Here is a 17,493-nt window from a genome sequence, read left to right on the forward strand (position 1 = left end):
CGTAGGCAACGGCAAGATGGGCCCTGGCACGAGCAACAATGAGCCGAAGATCAACAAGGGCGACGACTCGAACATCCCCGGCGCGCAGAAACAACCAGCGCCTTGATGCACCCTTGGTACGACCAACACCCGACCATTTCCCAGTGAAGAGGTACGCATGAACGTCGATAGAAACCTTGAAAAAGAAGTCCTCACCCGCCTGCTGCACGCCCATCCGCAAGGCTTGGGCAAGGAGGTGCTGGACAATTACCGCGGTGAAAAAGAGGTCGCCAGTGTCTTGGCGTTCCTGCAGGACCGCGGGCTGATCAAGGATGGGCATGTGACCACCGACGACGCCGGCGAATACGCGTTGAACCTGCCGATCAAGCTCACCGCTTCTGGTGTGGATGAGGCGCGCAAGCTCGACGCTCAAAGTACTCAGTAATCCATTTCTGGCCTGGCCCCGCGACTGGGGCCAGAGGGAGTTTTAGCGATGCCTCGTGGAAGCAAAGCCAAATACACCGACGAACAGAAACGCAAGGCCGCTCATATCGAAGACAGTTATGAGCATAAGGGGTTGCCCAAGGACGAAGCCGAAGCCCGCGCCTGGGCGACCGTCAACAAACAGTCCGGCGGTGGTGAAAAAGCCGGCGGATCAGGCAGGCGCAAAGCACCGGCCAAGAAAACCCAGGACCGGCAGGAATCGGCCAAGCGTGCCGCTGCCAGCCGTGAAGGCCACCCGCGCAGCAGTGGGGCTTCGCTGGGTACGCAGACTAAGGAAAGTTTGATGAAAGAGGCGAGGGCTAAGGATATTCCTGGGCGCTCAACCATGCGCAAAGATGAGTTGATTCAAGCGCTGAAAAAAGCAGGTTAGACGCAGAACCCTTTGTGGGAGCGGGCTTGCTCGCGAAGGAGGTGTGTCAGTCAACACATGCTTTAACTGATACACCTCCTTCGCGAGCAAGCCCGCTCCCCCAGGGTTGTGCGTATTTACTCAGCCAGCAATGCGTCGACTTCGGTGACGCCAGGTGAAGTGGCCGGCCCCCAACGCGTCACCGCCAACGCCGCCGCTGCGTTCGCTCGACGCGCCGCCTCAACGGGTTTCAAGCCCTGCGCCAACCCGGCAATAAATACCCCTGCATGCGCATCCCCCGCACCATTGCTGTCTACCGCCTGCACCTTGAAGCCAGGTACATGCTCAGTCTCTGCCCCACGCCCTACCCAGCAACCATTTGGTCCATCACGCACAACCAGCAGTGCCTGCAAGTGCTGATTCAGCATGGGCAGCGCCTGACTCATATCCGCCGCCCCGGTAAACGCGAGGGCTTCAGGGCCATTGCTGGTCCAGATGTCGATACGCGGCAACAAGGCACGCATCAACGCCGAGTCCGGCGCCTTGACCAGCGGGCCCGGGTCGAATACCACCACGATCTCTCGCGGCAGCGCCAGCAGCCAGTCAAGCAACGGCTGCGCCTTACCTTCAAGCAGCAAGCTGTAGCCACTGACGTACACATAATCATCGATACGCGGGACGATCTGAGCCAAGTCGTCGGCGCTGAGCTCACCCTCGGCACCGAGATAGGAGATGAAGGTGCGTTCGGTGCTCGCTTCAGTCAGCGACACGCACAACCCGGTATCTTTGCCAGCGCTGGCCGCCAAGGCCATTTCAACACCTTCGGCCTGCATCGCGGCACGCGCCAGCTCGCCAAAGCGCCCATCGCCATGGCGGCCCAGATAAACCACCGGCAACCCATTGCGCCGTGCCGCAGCCATTACGTTGAAACCGCCACCGACTTGGAAACTGGCGGAGTTGGCCAGCACGTCACCGCCGCTTGCCGGCAGGGTGTCGAGGCCCATGACCAGGTCGACAATGACCTGGCCGGTGTGCAGCAATCTAGACATTGGCGCTCTCTGCTAAACCCGGACGACGGTCAGACGCTCCGCCCAAGACTGCATATATTCCGCCAGCCACCACGAAGGTCACGATCCAGCCCAGCCCGTTGTGGCCCAGCCAGGAGTCGGACAGCGGCCCGGCAAACCAGATGTTTTCGGCGGTGGTGCCGATGGTGGTGAAGCTGAACCCCAGCACAATAGCCACGGCCCAGGCGCCAAATGCACGCCACTCCACGCCGCCGCGATACCAGTAGGCACTGTTGGGGCTGACGTCCAGCAGGTCGGTGGGGCTGTAGTAATGACGGTGAATCAGGTCGACCACGAAAATCCCGACCCACGCCGTGATCGGCACCGCCAGCAGCGAAATGAAGGTAATGAACGGGCCATAGAAGCTATCGGCGATCAGCATGAAATAGATGGAGCCGGCAAAAATCGCCACGATATCGACGATCACTGCATGCACGCGCTTGACCTTCAAGCCCAGGGTCAGGGTAGTGAGGCCGGCCGAGTACACCGACAGGTTGTTCGACAGCAACAGGCCGCCGAACGCGGTGATCAGGTACGGCACGGCCATCCAGGTCGGCAGCATGTCGCGGATCGCGATGATGGGGTCGGTGGCCGATGCCAGGTCATTGTTACCCACCGACAACAGGCCACCCAGGGTGATCAGTAGCACCAGCGGGATACCTGCACCAAACGCGGCGGAGGCCACCAGGCGCACGGCCTTGACGCTGCGGTGCTGGTAACGCGACATGTCTGCACCGGCGTTGGCCCAACCGATACCGGTACCGGCAGCCATGGTGCCTACGCCAATGATCATCGCGCTCAACGGCGCCGGGGTGGCGTTGAACACCGCGCTCCAGTCGATGGTGGCACACAGAAAGCCGCCCACCAGAATGTTCAGGCCGCCGAATACGTAGGTGGCCCACTTCTGGATCACCAGCAACGTGGCGTGGCCCAGGCCCGATACGGCCAGGGTCAACAGCACGAAGATGGCAATGAAGATCAGGGTGAGCACCGGCGCGCTCTTGGCCTCCACTGCCGAGCCGAACAGGATGGAGCTCAACGACAACAATACGAAGGCTGCGGTGGTGGTGTTGACGGTTTCCCAACCCAGGCGGGACATCAGCGACACCAATGTCGGGCCGATATTGCCGCGCACACCGAAAATGGCGCGGGACAAGGTCAGGCTGGGCGCACGACCACGGCGACCGGCGATGGAGATGATGCCCACTACGGCAAAGGAGCCCGCGGCGCCAAGAATCGCGACGATGATCGCCTGCCAGATGGCCAGGCCACGAAACGCCACCAGCGTTGCACCAAGGGGCAAGCCGAGGATGCTGATATTGGCCGCGAACCACACCCAGAACAGTTGCAGCGGATGACCGTTGCACTCGCCTTCCGGGACCGGCTCAATGCCGCGTGTTTCCAGTTGCCCGGCGGTTTGGCCGGAAGAGGGGCTGCTCATTAAGGGGGGCTCCTGATGCCTGTATTGTTGTTGTGGTTGTGGCAGCGAGTCGAATCTTTATCCGGTCTTCCTGACCCAACGCTTTTGAATGTGGGAGCTGGCTTGCCAGCTCCCACATTTGGTTCCGTGTTTATCGCAAGGCCAATAACCCTTGGGCCAGCGGCTGCAAGTCCAGGCCATTGACCCGCTTGACCTGTTCAACCAACGCCTCAGGCCAGCACTGCATACCCAGGCACGCCCCCAGCATGGCGCCCAGAATCGCGGCAATGGTGTCGGTGTCGCCGCCCAGGCTGGCCGCCAGGCACAGGGCTTCGAAGGCATTCATATCACCCGACGTCACTTGCTGGGCCAAGGCAAACGAGACCACCACCGATTCCTGGGAAGCCACCGAAGTACCAATCAACTCGTAAAGCAGGTCGGCAAACAACGCTTTGTCGCCGCTGCCGACGCTCAGGGTGCGAGCCCAACTGATGCGGGTAGAAATGCGTCCGCCCGCGATCCAGTGACCATGGCTTTCGGCCTGTCGGGCAATCTGGGTCCCGATATTCAGGGCTTCCCCCAGGTCCACGCCATTGATGCCAGCCGAGACCACCGCCGCCACGGCCGCAGCGCTGGAAATACCCAGGTTGGTGTTATGGGTGACCTGGCATGCCTGGATCACCGCCTGGATAAACCGCGCCGGGTCGCTGACATCGACGGCGATGCCCACCGGGGTGATGCGCATGGCCGCACCATTGGTGGTGCCGTAGCGCCCGGATTCCTCCGGAGTATGACCGGCGAGGATCATGTCGATTGCGCGTTTGGTGGACGGCCCGAGCAAGTCCTGGGAACCCTTGGCGCGCATCCCCGCTTCCCAGTCGATCAGGCGCTGGGCAAGCACGGTGGGCTCGATCTTGCCCTGGCCTTGCACCAGTAACTCGGCAACCAGGATGGCTTGTTCGGTGTCATCGGTGATGGAACCGGCAGGCATGTTGGGCGCAATGGGCTGGTCCGCGTCGGCATCTTCCAAGGCGGTGATAGCACCGAAGCGCTTTTGTACCTGCTCGCGGCTCAAGGATTGGGTGGGCATGCCCAAGGCATCGCCCAGGGCCAGGCCATAAAAGGCGCCAAGTGCGCGATTTTCTCGGCTCATTTCGACGCTCCAAACTGCAGATGCAGGCGAAAGTGCAACGGGTCAAGCAGGCTTTCGACATGCTCCATGAAACGCTCGCGACGATCATAGGTGGTGCGCGACGCCTTGAGAAATACCGTACCGCTGGGGCGCCCGAGTAATTCGGCGTCTTCATCGCTCAGGGGTTCAGCACCGATCCACTGGTCACCGTCGGCCCCGACGTAGCCGTAGGCGGCCAGAGTGATGGTCAGGGAATTATCGATCAGCCCAATGTGGGGCAGGTTTTCCAGATCGCCAACGGCCGGCATCAACGAGCGTTCCAGCGACACCGCTGTACCGTCAGCCGTGCGCCGGAGGCGGTCGAGGGTAATGAACTGGTCGGTGCCGAAACGGCTGAACAGATGCGGGCGCGTCACGGCTTCGAAACGCAGGACGTCGGTGCTTACATGGGCGCCCGTATCGGCCAAGGCCTGGGCCCAACCGCTGCGTTGGTCCAACACCATGCCGTCAAAGGTGACAATCGAACCGACGCCGCTCTGGGTGGCGATGTAGTTGCGACGCTTGAGCTCGGCCAGCGCCTCGCGCAGCGTGCCGCGGCTGACCGCAAACTCCTCGGCCAGTTGGTGCTCGCCCGGCAACAGAAAGCCGTCGGCCATGACTCCACCTTCGATACGGCGGATGAGCTCATCGACGACGCGTTTTTTCTTATCAAATCGAACATGTCTAATCATGTACAAATTGATAACCGAAAGCGCGCGTTTACCGCAAGAGGATTATTTCAGGCTGAAGACAAAAACCGCCTCAGGGCTCCAGGCCGATGGGGAAAAACTCCCCGCTGCTCCAGACGCCAAGCCAGTTCTGACCGTTGATCGGACGGCTCACCGCCAGCTCCACCAACTGGTAAAAAACGTTTCTATGCACTAGGGCTTCGAGGTTGGTGCGAACGCGCACATAGGGGGCGGGTTCCTGGGTGATAGGGTCGGTCACCACCCGCAGCGGGTGCTCGAGACCTGCCTCGACCTGTTCGTCGACGTTGGTGGTAAAGCGTAATACCTGGCTTTCGCCCTGCCCTTGCACTTCCAGTGTCACTGCAACAAAGGGTGCGTCATCGACACGGATGCCGACCTTCTCCACGGGCGTCACCAGGAAATAATCATCGCCATCGCGGCGGATGATGTTGGAGAACAACTTGACCATCGGCTTTCGCCCGATAGGTGTGCCCTGGTAGAACCAAGTGCCATCGCGGGCGATGCGCATGTCGATGTTGCCGCAGAAATCCGGGTTCCACAAATGCACCGGTGCCGGCCCCTTGCCCTTGGGCAGTTGGGCCAATAGATCATTGGCCTTGGCGGAATCGGTCATGGCGGGCTCCTCTGTCTTACTGATCACTCATACCCAGCAAACCGCGGGCATATTGCGCCAGGGGGCGAGCGATCAAATCTTGTGGCGATGTGTCGTGGAACGTCAGTAAACCGCCACGACTGCGAATACGTGCAGTATCAATCAAATACTGGGTGCTGGTCTCGATCAACATGACTTGGATCACCCCGCTGTCCAGGCCAAGGCGGTCCAGGGCTTGCTGGTCGGTCCACTCGTCGGCGTTGCCGATACGGTCATCGGCTGCCGCAAAACGGCAATACAGCAGGTAGTGAGCACCGACGGCACGGGCTTCGGCCATGGCCTGTTCAAGACCTTCGGGCTGGCGGGCGCGACGCACCATGGGGAAATATTCAACGAAGCCATTGAATGCTTCCTCGGCCACTACATTGGGCCGCGGGTAGGCGCTGCCCGGCGGCACGAAGGCGCCCTGGGCGATAAACACAAAGGAGTCCGGCTGTATGCGCACCGAGGCAGTACGGCGCGTATCGCTGTGATCGAGCAGCCCGGCATCGCTCATCTGATAGCGGGTGCCTTCGGCCATATCACTGACGGTCATGCAACCGCCCAGGGCCAATGACGCCAGCAGCAAAACCAGACTACGCATCCTAATCCTCCAGAGGCCGGTGACAGGAAACCGGCGGATGGGGCGTGGGATGCAGAATCCGCGCCATTCAGCTGCGCTACAAATCAAATGTGTGAACCCGCAATATCTAGCTTAGCCACCAATGATCTTCATGATCGTGGCACCGCCGGAGAACGCCACTTCCTGCTTGTCAGCCAAGGCCTTCATCAACAAGCCCTGCAACGCCGGCAACGCCTGGTGACGCGGTTGATCGAGCAAGTCACCGACATAATGGCGATTGCTGGACGACAGGCACCCATGCAGCCAACCGGTGGAGGACAACCGCAACCGCGAACAGGTACGGCAGAACGGTACGCTCTCGTTGGCGATCACACCGAAGAAGCCTTTGCCCGGCACTTCGTAGCGTACCGCCGTCGCATCGACGGGTGCGTTGGCTTGCAGGTATTCATGTTGCTCGCCGATCAAGCTGAGCAGCTGTTGCAAGCTGACGAACTGTTGCAGGAACGCGTTGGAGTCTTTGGCCAGGTGCCCCATGCGCATCAGTTCGATAAAGCGCAGCTCGTAGCCACGCGCCAGGCAGTAATCGAGCAACGGCATCACCTGGTCCAGGTTCTGGCCGCGCAACGGCACCATGTTGACCTTGATCTTGATTCCGGCAGCACTGGCCTGGTCCATGCCATCGAGCACGGTGGCCAGGTCGCCGCCACGGGCGATACTGCGGAAAGCGTCGGCATCCAGCGTGTCGAGGGAGACATTGATGCGCCGAATACCGGCTGCCACCAGCAACGGCAGTTTACGCGCCAGCAGTTGGCCGTTGGTGGTCAGGCTGATGTCGCTCAGGCCCATCTGCCCTACCGCCCCCATGAAGGCTTCCAACTTGGGGCTGACCAACGGCTCACCGCCGGTAATGCGCAAGCGCTCGATACCCGCCGCTTCGATCAGGTAAGCCACGCCTCGGGCCATGGCCTCGGCCGACAGTTCATCCTGGGCAGCCACCAGCCGCTTGCCGTCAGGCACGCAATAGGTACACGCATAATTGCAGGCTGAAGTCAGGCTGATCCGCAAATTGCGAAAACGCCTGCCTTGACGATCAACGATCATGGATCACTCCGGCAGAGGATAATTCGGGCGCGCTAAAAGCTGACTCATAACTCAGCTTTTAGCAAGGTCCTTGCCTGAGTATATTCCTGGGTTACTGCGCCTGGCAGTAAATCGTTGCGCCATCACTGTGGCGAATGACTTACGTGGCAGGGGTGTCGCCGCTCTTCTCGGCGCCCGGCAGTTCCGGGCTGTGCTTGCGCTTGTTGCCCATGCGCACGCCGATGTCCATCAGGAATTGGAAGAAACCTTCCTGGTCTTCCAGCACATTGCTCCAGAACGGCGAGTGGTACAGCGCCACAGCGCCATGCACCAAGGCCCAGGCGGCGCAGTAATGGAAATACGGTGGCACGTCTTCAAGCTTGCCTTCGCTGATACGGCCCTTGATCAGCAGGGTCAGGCGTTCGAAGTTCGAGGCGCGGATCTTGTGCAGCTCCTCGACCATCTCCGGCACCTGGTGACCTTTGACCACCTTCTCTTCCAGGCGGTCGAACAGGCGGTAGCGCTGTGGGTCACGCATGCGGAACTCGAAGTAAGCGCGGGACAGGGCTTCCTTGTCTTTGTCGACATCCGCCGAGTGCAGCAACTCGTTCAAATCACGCTCGTAGTCGAGCATCAGGCGCAGGTAGATTTCGGCCTTGGACTTGAAGTGTTTGTAGATCGTGCCTTTGCCGATACCCACGGCATCCGCAATCATCTCGACGGTGACGCTGTCTTCACCTTGTTCGAGGAACAGCTTGAGCGCGGTGTCGAGAATTTCCTGCTCACGGCGGCGAAATTCACGGACCTTACGGGGTTCTTTGTGCATGAGGAAGAGTCTGCAAAGGTCGGAAATAGGGAGGGTTGCGCAGGGCCATGGATACGTGGCGATACGATTTACCCGGTGCGAGGGATTATCCCGACTGAACGGTCGTTGGGCAATGTCTATGTGAACCCGTCAGGCACATAACTTTCAATGCACCAACGATTTCGCCGTTATCAGTCAGAAATAATACGCAACACCTGAACCTGCCCATCAGCGCAATGAGAACTCAAGCGAAGGCCGCGTATTCCAAATCTGTTTAAAAAACGATCAATCACGACTGGACTGAATGGGATAGTGGTCAATACTTCAACTGTCGGCGCGACATCTCCCCCAAGTGACGCGTCGACCTGGGTACCGACGGACTGCGTGCCCTTGTTTTACTCCTAATGGTCTTAGCCCGGATTCACCCCCCAGAACCCGGGTTTTTTTTGCCTGGGATTCGGCCGCCCTAACCGGCTACGTGGGCCAGCGGGAACAGGCGCTTGAAGTTCTCGGTAGTCTGCTCGGCAAAGCGCTCGTACGACTCACCGCGCAGCATCGCCAGGTAATCAGCCACGTCACGTACATATTCGGGCAAGTTCGGTTTGCCGCGATGGGGGATGGGCGCCAGGTACGGCGAGTCGGTTTCCACCAGCAGGCGGTCGGCGGGCACCTGGCGGGCCACATCGCGCAGCGCGTCGGCATTGCGGAAGGTGACGATGCCCGACAGGGAAATATAGAACCCCAGGTCCAGGGCCGCCTTGGCCATGTCCCAGTCTTCGGTAAAGCAATGCAACACGCCAGCCTGCGGCAACGCGGCTTCACGCAGCAAGGCCAGGGTATCGGCACGGGCGCCTCGGGTGTGGACGATCACCGGCTTGCCCGTCTGCTGGGCGGCTTGCAGGTGCAGGCGGAACGAGGCCTGCTGCAACTCGGCAGCTTCAGGCTCGTAGTGATAGTCCAGGCCGGTTTCGCCAATGGCCACCACTCGCGGATGGTTGAGTTCGCCCAGTAGCCAGTCCAGAGCCGGCGCTTCGCCTGGCTTGAGGTCAAGCGGGTGAATGCCCACCGAGCAATCGACGTCGGCGTAGCGATCAGCCAGGGCTTTGACGTCGGCGGCGTTGTCGGCGCTGACGCCAATGCACAGGAAGTGCCCTACCCCACGCTGGCGGGCAGCTTCAAGGGCGACGTCGAGGGAACCGCCGTGCTGGGCAAGGTCGAGGCGATCAAGGTGGCAATGGGAATCTACGAGCATAGGAATCTGAGCTTAAGTCACAAAAGAGGTAGGGCCAACGATACACCCGTCAGCCACGGAATTTAACGGCGCCCGAGCAGGCCGACCCACTGCACAAGCAACGCCTCGAGCAACAGCACGCGGTTGAGGTTGGCCTTGCCGAGGACTTTCTGGCGCTGGGCGAGGATCCAGTCCTGGATGTTCAGCACTTTGTCCTGGGCACTTTTTTGCGCCAGGTATTGCACGACCTTGCGCATATCCGCCAAGCCCAGGCCGTTCTCATCCTGGGTGAGCTGGTAGCGCAGGATCAGGCTGGACCAGTCGCAGAACCAGTCGAACAACAGCAACAGCGGAATATCCTTCCAGGCGCTTTCGGCCAGTTGCGTGGCGGACAATTCCTGCTTGAGCAGTTTCTTCACGCCATCCGCGACCAGTGCACGCTGTTCGCGCACGCCCTGAGCCTGCAGCTTCACTGCCGCCAAAGGCGAGCCAGCCGCCAGGGTCAGCAACTCGCCTCGTTCTTCTGCGCTGCATTCCGGCAACGCCTGCGCCAGCCATTGCAGGCTCATGGCTTCGCTGGGCAACGGGCAAGCCTGCTGCACGCAACGGCTGCGAATGGTCGGCAACAAGCGGCTGGACTGGTGGCTCACCAGCAACAGCACGGTATCGCCGGACGGCTCTTCAAGGCTTTTGAGCAAGGCGTTGGCCGCGTTGATGTTCATCGCCTCAACCGGCTCAATCAGCACCACTTTGCGCCCGCCCATCTGCGCGGTCTGCACCACGAAGCTCACCAGGTCGCGCACTTGGTCGACCTTGATGGCCTTGTCCGCTTCCTCGGGCTCCAGCACATAGTTGTCCGGGTGACTGCCAGCCTTGAGCAACAGGCAGGACTTGCACTCGCCACATGCCTCCAGATTGACCGGGCGTTGGCACAACAGGCTGCCCATCAGGCGTTCGGCGAGGTGGCGTTTACCGATGCCCACCGGCCCATGCAGCAGATAGGCGTGGGCGTGCTGGGCGCGCCCCGCCAGTTGCTGCCAGAGGCCGTCCTGCCACGGGTAGGACTCAGCCACGGCTACGCTCCAACAGAGTGGGCAGCAGCGCGTCGATAGCCTGTTGCACGCGGCTCAGCGGCTGGGCGGCGTCCAACAGGTAATAACGTGCGGGCTCAGCCTTGGCGCGCTGCAGGAAAGCGCTGCGCACTGCATCAAAGAAGGCTTGGCCTTCCAACTCGAAACGATCCAGACGACCTCGCGCACTGGCGCGGGCCATGCCCACTTCCACCGGCAGGTCGAACAACAGGGTCAGGTCGGGGCGCAGATCGCCTTGCACGAAGGTTTCCAGGGCGGTGATGCGCTCCATGGACAACCCCCGGCCCCCACCCTGGTAGGCGTAGGTGGAATCGGTAAACCGGTCGCAGATCACCACGGCACCCCGCGCCAGGGCCGGGCGAATCACTTCGGCCAGGTGCTGGGCACGGGCGGCAAACACCAGGAGCAACTCGGTGTCCGGATTCATCGGCTCGTCACCCGGGGTCAGCAGGACGTCGCGAATGCGCTCGGCCAACGGCGTACCACCCGGCTCACGGGTCAGCACCACCTCGATGCCCTGCGCACGCAGGCGCTCGGCCAGGTAGTCACGGTTAGTGCTTTTGCCGGCGCCTTCCGGGCCTTCCAGGGTAATAAACAAGCCAGTCACAGGCAGTCCTTAGTCAGAGTCATTGCGGGCTTTGCGGCGCGGTCGTGTCCGGCGCGGGCTCGATCGGAGCGTCGGGGGTAGGCGCATCACTGGAAGGTGCCGAATCTTCAGGCGGTTTCACCACCGGTGCCGGGCTGGAACGGTAATCGGCACGGCGCTTGAGTTGGAACTCACGCACGGCGGCATTATGCGCATCCAGGTTATCCGAGAATATATGGCTACCATCGCCACGGGCGACGAAATACAGGCTGCTGCCCGGTACCGGGTTCAGTGCTGCATGGATCGCCTCGCGACCGACCATCGCGATGGGCGTGGGCGGCAGGCCAGCAACCATGTAGGTGTTGTAGGGGTTGGCTTCCTTGAGGTGGGCGCGGGTCAATTTACCGTTGTAGCGCTCACCCAAGCCGTAGATCACGGTGGGGTCGGTCTGCAGCAGCATGCCGATCTTCAGGCGACGCACAAACACACCGGCAATCTGCCCGCGCTCCTGAGGCACACCGGTCTCCTTTTCTACCAGCGACGCCATTATCAGTGCTTGGTAAGGGTCGGTGTAGGGCGCGTCGGCGGCACGCTTGCTCCACTCCTGGGCGAGTACATCGTCCAGGCGGTTGTAAGCTTTTTTCAGGAACTCGACATCAGTCATGCCGCGGACAAAACGGTAGGTGTCGGGGAAGAACCGCCCTTCAGGAAACACACCTGGGTGGCCAAGCTTATCCATCACTTCGCTGTCAGTCAGGCCCGCGAGGGTCTGCACGATCTTTTCATGCTTGGCCAGGGCGGTGCGCACCTGACGGAAATTCCAGCCCTCCACCAAGGTCAGGCTGTACTGCACCACTTCGCCGCGCTGCCACAGGCCGATCAAACCCTCGGCGGTAAGGCCCGGGCTCATGCGGTACTCGCCGCTGTGCAGTGGCTGGCCTTCGAGGTTGAAGCGCCAGTACAGACGCAACCAGAATGCATCGTCGAGCACGCCGTCGGCTTCCAGACGATTGAAGGTGCCCGTCGGCGTAGCGCCAGCAGGTACATCGAGCAACTGCTCCTGAGGCAGCTTCAGGGGCTGCTTGAGGGCAGAGTCGAGTTTCCAGGCAGAAAAGCCCACGAGCAAAGCCGCCGAGATCAGGCTGATCTGCAGCAGTAACACCAGTTTTCGTATCAACTCAAATATCCAATAGCGCGCGAACAATGCCCTGCAGTTTACGGGTGAGCGGCCCAACCGGCCAGCTCATCGCAGCGCAGCCTCGCACCGGCCAAATGCCATAAACGCTGTTGCAGACGAAGACTTCATCGGCCTGTTGCAACTGCTCCAAACTGATGTCGGCCACGGCCACCGGGACGCCCAGCGCTTGTGCCTGGGCCAGAACTTCGGCGCGCATCACGCCCGCAACGCCACAACGGCTCAGATCAGCGGTTAGTAACAAGCCGTTGCTCACCAGGAAAAGATTGCTGAATATGCCTTCGATCACCCGGCCAGATATATCCAGCATCAGGCCTTCGGCATGTTCGGTATCTTGCCATTCGGCACGCGCGATCACCTGCTCCAGGCGATTGAGGTGCTTGATACCGGCCAGCAGCGGCTGCTGCGCCAAGCGCGTGGCACACGCGAACAGGCGCACGCCTTCGACTTCATGGATGGGCGGGTAAACAGCGGGCGCACTGCCCTGCATGATGCGGCGCACCGGGGCGCCAGGGTTGATGCCGTAACCGCGCAAGCTGTCGCCACGGGTGAGGATCAATTTGAGAATACCGTCGCCAAGGGCGGCGGCGAAGCTCAGCACTTCGTGGCGAATCAACCCGTGATCCACCACCAATGCCAAACGCCTGCAACCCTCTTCCAGGCGTTGCAGGTGACGGTCGAGCAGCAACGGCTGCCCGGCCTTGACGGCGATGGTCTCGAACACCCCATCGCCATAGGCCAGGCCGCGATCTTTCAGGGGCGCGCTGTCCGCTGGCTGACCGTCGACCCAGCTGTGCATCACTCGGCGAACCGGCGGAACACCAGGGAACCGTTGGTGCCACCGAAACCGAACGAGTTGGAAATCGCCACGTCGATCGGCATGGGCTGCGCTTCGTGGGGCACGAAGTTCAGGTCGCAGCCTTCGTCCGGCTCATCAAGGTTGATAGTCGGCGGAGCGACCTGATCCCTGATTGCCATCACACTGAAGATCGCCTCGACCGCGCCCGCCGCACCCAACAGGTGGCCGGTCATGGACTTGGTGGAGCTGACCGCCAGCTTATAGGCGTGCTCGCCGAACACCGACTTGATGGCCTCTGCTTCCGCCAGGTCGCCGGTCGGGGTCGAAGTGCCATGGGCGTTGATGTACTGCACCTGGTTGGGGTTGACCTTCGCATCGCGCAGGGCATTGGTGATGCAACGCGCAGCACCCGCACCATCGGACGGCGGCGAGGTCATGTGGTAAGCATCGCCGCTCATGCCAAACCCGATCAATTCGGCGTAGATAGTGGCACCACGCGCCTTGGCGTGCTCCAACTCTTCGAGCACCAGCGCACCGGCACCGTCGGAGAGCACAAAGCCGTCACGGCCCTTGTCCCACGGACGGCTGGCACGGGTCGGCTCGTCGTTGCGGGTCGACAGCGCACGAGACGCGCCGAAGCCGCCCATGCCCAGGCCGCACGCGGCCATTTCGGCGCCGCCGGCGATCATCACGTCGGCTTCGTCGTAGGCAATGTTGCGTGCAGCCATGCCAATGCAGTGGGTACCTGTGGTACACGCCGTGGCGATTGCGTAGTTCGGTCCCTGTGCACCCAGATGAATGGACAGGAAGCCGGAAATCATATTGATGATCGAGCCCGGTACGAAGAACGGTGAAATTCGACGTGGGCCAGTCTCATGCAAGGTGCGGCTGGTTTCTTCGATATTGGTCAGACCGCCAATACCTGAACCCATGGCCACGCCGATGCGGTCACGGTTGGCGTCGGTGACTTCCAGGCCGGCGTTACGCACAGCCTGAAACCCGGCAGCCAGGCCGTACTGAATGAACAGGTCGAGCTTGCGGGATTCTTTGATCGAGAGATATTCCTCGACATTGAAGCCCTTTACCGAGCCGCCAAAACGGGTGGAATAGGCAGAAAGGTCCGTGTGTTCGATCAGACCAATACCACTGCGGCCAGCCAGAATGCCCTGCCAACTGCTCGGCACATCCGTACCCAGTGGCGACAACATACCCATACCGGTGACTACGACGCGTCTACGCGACACAGCACTCTCCTTTTTCTAATGACGACACTTTTCATCGCCGCTAAAGAAAAAACCGCACGCCTTTACAGCAGTGCGGTTTTTCCCTGACAGCAAGCGACGACTACAAACTATTACGCCTGGTGGCTAGTAACGTAGTCGATGGCAGCTTGAACAGTAGTGATTTTTTCAGCTTCTTCGTCCGGGATTTCGGTCTCGAATTCCTCTTCCAGAGCCATCACCAGCTCAACGGTGTCAAGGGAATCGGCACCCAGGTCTTCTACGAAGGAAGCAGTGTTGACCACTTCTTCTTCCTTAACGCCCAGTTGCTCGGCGACGATTTTCTTGACGCGCTCTTCGATGGTGCTCATACCTTGTTTAACTCCTAATGGACAAATTCAGGCAGCTGGCCAGTGGGTAAGTGTATAGAAAGCCATTTCAGCTTTTCAACTGAAAGCTTCACCCTGTACCCGGTCGGCCACCTGCCTATAAATTAAGTTGCAGCTTTATAACGGATTTTAGACAGCTCGTATGACATTTTTTTGAAGCGATCCGTCACAATTTAACTCATGTACATCCCGCCGTTAACCGGGATTGTAGCCCCAGTCACGTATGCCGCACCGTCAGATGCCAGGAAAGTGACCACATTCGCGATCTCTTGGGCCTGGCCCAGACGGCCCAGCGGAATCTGCGTCAGCAAGGCTTCGCGCTGTGCTTCCGGCAGTTCGCGGGTCATATCGGTGTCGATGAACCCAGGGGCCACCGAGTTGACCGTAATCGACCGCGAGCCGACTTCACGCGCCAGTGCGCGGCTGAAACCTTCCAGGCCGGCCTTGGCAGAGGCGTAGTTTACTTGGCCTGCGTTGCCCATGGCACCCACTACGGAGCCAATATTGATAATTCGGCCCCAACGCGCCTTGGTCATGCCGCGCAAAACGCCCTTGGACAGGCGAAACAGACTGTTCAGGTTGGTATCGACCACGTCGTACCACTCGTCGTCTTTCATGCGCATCATCAGGTTGTCACGGGTGATCCCGGCGTTGTTCACCAGGATAGCCGGTGCACCGAACTGAGCAGTGATCTGGGCCAGTACGGCAGCCACGGACTCATCGCTGGTCACATTCAGTTCAAGACCGGTACCTTGCACGCCGTTTTCCTTCAGGGTCGCGGCGATACGCTCGGCGCCCGAGGCGGAGGTGGCGGTGCCGATCACAACGGCGCCCTGACGGCCCAGCTCCAGGGCGATCGCCTGGCCAATGCCACGGCTTGCGCCGGTAACCAGTGCAACTTTACCTTGCAGACTCATGCAGGCTTCTCCTAAGTACGGGATTCAGGCCAGTGCCGCGCGAGCGGCAGCGAAGGCTTCTGGGGTATTGAGGTTGGCGGTCGACACACCGTCGGCGCAGCGCTTGTTCAAGCCCGCCAGGACTTTGCCCGGGCCGCATTCGACCAGTTCGGTGGCACCGTTGGCGGCCAGGGTCTGGACCGATTCAACCCAGCGAACTGGCTTGTACAGTTGCTCCAGCAGATCGCGCTTGAGGGTGTCGAGGTCGGCGGCCACGGCCGCGCTGACGTTCTGCACCAGCGGGATCTGCGGCGCCTGCCAGTTGATGGCAGCGATAGACTCGGCAAAGCGCTCGGCCGCCGGGCGCATCAGTTCGCAGTGGGACGGTACGCTCACCGGCAATGGCAGCGCTCGCTTGGCGCCACGGGCCTTGCAACCCTCGATGGCACGCTCGACGGCCGCCTTGGCACCAGCGATCACCACCTGACCTGGGGAGTTGAAGTTCACCGCGCTGACCACTTCGCCTTGCGCCGCTTCGGCGCAGGCCTCGATCACCACCGCGTCGTCCAGGCCCAGGATAGCGGCCATGCCGCCCTGCCCGGCCGGAACGGCTTCTTGCATCAGTTGACCACGACGCTCGACCAGCTTGACCGCTTCAGCCAAGGTCAGGCTGCCCGCGGCCACCAGGGCGCTGTATTCGCCCAGGCTGTGACCCGCGACGAAGGCAGGGCGTGCGCCGCCTTCTGCCAGCCACAAGCGCCACAGGGCGATCGAAGCGGTCAGGATGGCCGGCTGGGTTCTATCGGTTTGGTTGAGCAATGCTTCCGGCCCTTGCTGGGTCAGTGCCCACAGGTCATAACCCAGGGCGTCGGAAGCTTCCTTGAAGGTGTCCAGGATCAGCGGGTATTGCGCGCCCAGCTCGGCCAACATGCCGAGGGACTGCGAACCCTGCCCTGGAAAGACGAATGCGAGGGATGTAGACATGTAACAAGCCCCTAATGATCTGGTCGTCAAAAATGCTCGCGCCTACGGTGGGCGCGAACGAAACTGACTGATTGGATGGTCAATTGAACTGGCCGGTCACATTTAAGCACTCCCGGGCCAATTCGCCTAAGGCAACAGATCCTCGAGACGGCCGTGCAAGCGTTGCGGCAGGTTCTCCTGAATCTCGATCAAGGCCCGCGCAATTGCACTTTGAAAGCCCAGCACACCGGCCGAGCCATGGCTTTTTACCACAATGCCCTGCAAGCCAAGAAAGCTTGCACCGTTGTGCCGTGCTGGCGCCAGGTCAGCCTGCAAGCGTCGCATCAGGGGCAACGCCAAGGCTCCCACCATACGCGCCCCCAGGTTGCGCTTGAACAAAGCTTCAATACGCGTAGCAATCATGGTTGCCAGGCCTTCGCTGGACTTGAGCAGGATATTACCGACAAAGCCGTCGCACACCACCACATCAGCTTCACCACGGTACAAACCATCACCTTCAACAAAGCCGATGTAGTTCAAGCCCCGCGCGCTTTGTAGCAAGGTGGCGGCAAGCTTGACTTGCTGGTTGCCTTTGATGTCCTCGGTACCGATATTCAGCAGGGCAATCCTGGGTCGGGCCACGCCCAGCGCTTCGGCGGCCACCGAGCCCATTACGGCGAACTGCAGCAGGTGCTCGGCGCTGCAATCAACATTGGCGCCCAGGTCCAGCAGTTGGCAATAGCCCTTCTGCGTCGGGATCGCCGCCACCATTGCCGGCCGATCAATACCCGGCAGGGTTTTGAGCACGTGCCGCGACAAGGCCA

20 protein-coding genes are annotated in these 17,493 nt (G+C 60.8%); 2 read left to right on the forward strand and 18 right to left on the reverse strand.

Annotation, left to right across the window (positions count from 1 at the left end):
* Positions 1-157: 157 nt before the first annotated feature.
* A complete protein-coding gene (locus APH41_RS25055; protein WP_032895690.1) occupies positions 158-424 on the forward strand; it encodes a hypothetical protein in 267 nt (88 codons plus the stop codon).
* Positions 425-472: 48 nt separating this feature from the next.
* On the forward strand, positions 473-853 hold the full coding sequence (locus APH41_RS25060; RefSeq protein ID WP_034128425.1) for a hypothetical protein: 381 nt from the start codon (positions 473-475) through the stop codon (positions 851-853).
* Between the two features lie 116 nt (positions 854-969).
* On the opposite strand, the gene APH41_RS25065 is transcribed toward APH41_RS25060, so the two are convergent.
* The 18 genes from APH41_RS25065 to APH41_RS25150 form a co-directional block, all read right to left on the reverse strand.
* The gene (locus APH41_RS25065) at positions 970-1,881 is read right to left on the reverse strand and encodes a PfkB family carbohydrate kinase (protein ID WP_054922122.1); all 912 of its coding nucleotides are present in this window, start codon (positions 1,879-1,881) and stop codon (positions 970-972) included.
* On the reverse strand, positions 1,874-3,340 hold the full coding sequence (locus APH41_RS25070; protein ID WP_054922125.1) for a cytosine permease: 1,467 nt from the start codon (positions 3,338-3,340) through the stop codon (positions 1,874-1,876). Before APH41_RS25070 ends, APH41_RS25065 begins: the two co-directional genes overlap by 8 nt.
* A gap of 130 nt (positions 3,341-3,470) precedes the next feature.
* Positions 3,471-4,472 (reverse strand): ADP-ribosylglycohydrolase family protein, encoded by a 1,002-nt coding sequence (locus APH41_RS25075; RefSeq protein WP_054922127.1) that lies wholly within the window; start codon positions 4,470-4,472, stop codon positions 3,471-3,473.
* Complete coding sequence (locus tag APH41_RS25080) at positions 4,469-5,182, reverse strand: GntR family transcriptional regulator (RefSeq protein WP_054897937.1); 714 nt, start codon at positions 5,180-5,182, stop codon at positions 4,469-4,471. The genes APH41_RS25075 and APH41_RS25080 overlap by 4 nt, the downstream gene beginning before the upstream one ends.
* A 70-nt stretch (positions 5,183-5,252) precedes the next feature.
* The gene (locus APH41_RS25085; protein ID WP_034128430.1) at positions 5,253-5,813 is read right to left on the reverse strand and encodes a DUF1285 domain-containing protein; all 561 of its coding nucleotides are present in this window, start codon (positions 5,811-5,813) and stop codon (positions 5,253-5,255) included.
* A 16-nt stretch (positions 5,814-5,829) separates the two neighbouring features.
* Positions 5,830-6,435 carry a DUF4823 domain-containing protein gene (locus APH41_RS25090; protein ID WP_034128431.1) on the reverse strand — a complete coding sequence of 202 codons (606 nt, stop codon included), beginning with the start codon at positions 6,433-6,435 and terminating at the stop codon, positions 5,830-5,832.
* A gap of 111 nt (positions 6,436-6,546) precedes the next feature.
* The gene (locus tag APH41_RS25095; protein ID WP_019817203.1) at positions 6,547-7,515 is read right to left on the reverse strand and encodes a GTP 3',8-cyclase MoaA; all 969 of its coding nucleotides are present in this window, start codon (positions 7,513-7,515) and stop codon (positions 6,547-6,549) included.
* A gap of 139 nt (positions 7,516-7,654) precedes the next feature.
* Complete coding sequence (locus tag APH41_RS25100; protein ID WP_034128432.1) at positions 7,655-8,320, reverse strand: TetR/AcrR family transcriptional regulator; 666 nt, start codon at positions 8,318-8,320, stop codon at positions 7,655-7,657.
* A 445-nt stretch (positions 8,321-8,765) separates the two neighbouring features.
* Positions 8,766-9,551 (reverse strand): TatD family hydrolase, encoded by a 786-nt coding sequence (locus APH41_RS25105; RefSeq protein WP_054922130.1) that lies wholly within the window; start codon positions 9,549-9,551, stop codon positions 8,766-8,768.
* 62 nt (positions 9,552-9,613) lie between these two features.
* Positions 9,614-10,603, reverse strand: a complete 990-nt coding sequence (locus APH41_RS25110; RefSeq protein WP_054922132.1) for a DNA polymerase III subunit delta' — start codon at positions 10,601-10,603, stop codon at positions 9,614-9,616.
* Positions 10,596-11,228, reverse strand: a complete 633-nt coding sequence (tmk, locus tag APH41_RS25115; protein ID WP_054922134.1) for a dTMP kinase — start codon at positions 11,226-11,228, stop codon at positions 10,596-10,598. Before tmk ends, APH41_RS25110 begins: the two co-directional genes overlap by 8 nt.
* 19 nt (positions 11,229-11,247) lie before the next feature.
* A complete protein-coding gene (mltG, locus tag APH41_RS25120) occupies positions 11,248-12,384 on the reverse strand; it encodes an endolytic transglycosylase MltG (RefSeq protein ID WP_054922136.1) in 1,137 nt (378 codons plus the stop codon).
* A gap of 1 nt (position 12,385) precedes the next feature.
* Complete coding sequence (gene pabC / locus APH41_RS25125; protein WP_054922138.1) at positions 12,386-13,201, reverse strand: aminodeoxychorismate lyase; 816 nt, start codon at positions 13,199-13,201, stop codon at positions 12,386-12,388.
* Positions 13,201-14,445, reverse strand: coding sequence for a beta-ketoacyl-ACP synthase II (fabF, locus tag APH41_RS25130; protein ID WP_034128438.1), 1,245 nt, complete (start codon positions 14,443-14,445; stop codon positions 13,201-13,203). The genes pabC and fabF overlap by 1 nt, the downstream gene beginning before the upstream one ends.
* 110 nt (positions 14,446-14,555) lie before the next feature.
* On the reverse strand, positions 14,556-14,792 hold the full coding sequence (acpP, locus tag APH41_RS25135; protein WP_003175607.1) for an acyl carrier protein: 237 nt from the start codon (positions 14,790-14,792) through the stop codon (positions 14,556-14,558).
* Between the two features lie 191 nt (positions 14,793-14,983).
* Positions 14,984-15,727 carry a 3-oxoacyl-ACP reductase FabG gene (gene fabG / locus APH41_RS25140; protein ID WP_003189275.1) on the reverse strand — a complete coding sequence of 248 codons (744 nt, stop codon included), beginning with the start codon at positions 15,725-15,727 and terminating at the stop codon, positions 14,984-14,986.
* 24 nt (positions 15,728-15,751) lie between these two features.
* Positions 15,752-16,690, reverse strand: coding sequence for an ACP S-malonyltransferase (gene fabD, locus APH41_RS25145; RefSeq protein WP_054897933.1), 939 nt, complete (start codon positions 16,688-16,690; stop codon positions 15,752-15,754).
* Positions 16,691-16,816: 126 nt separating this feature from the next.
* A partial coding sequence (locus tag APH41_RS25150) for a phosphate acyltransferase (protein ID WP_054922140.1) occupies positions 16,817-17,493 on the reverse strand: 677 nt, incomplete at its 5' end.

The sequence above is a fragment of the Pseudomonas sp. NBRC 111138 genome (assembly GCF_001320835.1).
GTDB lineage: Bacteria > Pseudomonadota > Gammaproteobacteria > Pseudomonadales > Pseudomonadaceae > Aquipseudomonas > Aquipseudomonas paracarnis.

Excerpts from the sequence above, each read along its gene's own strand:
- APH41_RS25055 (WP_032895690.1), top strand. The coding sequence starts at position 158 with ATGAACGTCGATAGAAACCTTGAAAAAGAAGTCCTCACCCGCCTGCTG.
- APH41_RS25060 (WP_034128425.1), top strand. The coding sequence starts at position 473 with ATGCCTCGTGGAAGCAAAGCCAAATACACCGACGAACAGAAACGCAAG.
- APH41_RS25065 (WP_054922122.1), bottom strand. The coding sequence starts at position 1,881 with ATGTCTAGATTGCTGCACACCGGCCAGGTCATTGTCGACCTGGTCATG.
- APH41_RS25070 (WP_054922125.1), bottom strand. The coding sequence starts at position 3,340 with ATGAGCAGCCCCTCTTCCGGCCAAACCGCCGGGCAACTGGAAACACGC.
- APH41_RS25075 (WP_054922127.1), bottom strand. The coding sequence starts at position 4,472 with ATGAGCCGAGAAAATCGCGCACTTGGCGCCTTTTATGGCCTGGCCCTG.
- APH41_RS25080 (WP_054897937.1), bottom strand. The coding sequence starts at position 5,182 with ATGATTAGACATGTTCGATTTGATAAGAAAAAACGCGTCGTCGATGAG.
- APH41_RS25085 (WP_034128430.1), bottom strand. The coding sequence starts at position 5,813 with ATGACCGATTCCGCCAAGGCCAATGATCTATTGGCCCAACTGCCCAAG.
- APH41_RS25090 (WP_034128431.1), bottom strand. The coding sequence starts at position 6,435 with ATGCGTAGTCTGGTTTTGCTGCTGGCGTCATTGGCCCTGGGCGGTTGC.
- APH41_RS25095 (WP_019817203.1), bottom strand. The coding sequence starts at position 7,515 with ATGATCGTTGATCGTCAAGGCAGGCGTTTTCGCAATTTGCGGATCAGC.
- APH41_RS25100 (WP_034128432.1), bottom strand. The coding sequence starts at position 8,320 with ATGCACAAAGAACCCCGTAAGGTCCGTGAATTTCGCCGCCGTGAGCAG.
- APH41_RS25105 (WP_054922130.1), bottom strand. The coding sequence starts at position 9,551 with ATGCTCGTAGATTCCCATTGCCACCTTGATCGCCTCGACCTTGCCCAG.
- pabC (WP_054922138.1), bottom strand. The coding sequence starts at position 13,201 with ATGCACAGCTGGGTCGACGGTCAGCCAGCGGACAGCGCGCCCCTGAAA.
- acpP (WP_003175607.1), bottom strand. The coding sequence starts at position 14,792 with ATGAGCACCATCGAAGAGCGCGTCAAGAAAATCGTCGCCGAGCAACTG.
- fabG (WP_003189275.1), bottom strand. The coding sequence starts at position 15,727 with ATGAGTCTGCAAGGTAAAGTTGCACTGGTTACCGGCGCAAGCCGTGGC.
- fabD (WP_054897933.1), bottom strand. The coding sequence starts at position 16,690 with ATGTCTACATCCCTCGCATTCGTCTTTCCAGGGCAGGGTTCGCAGTCC.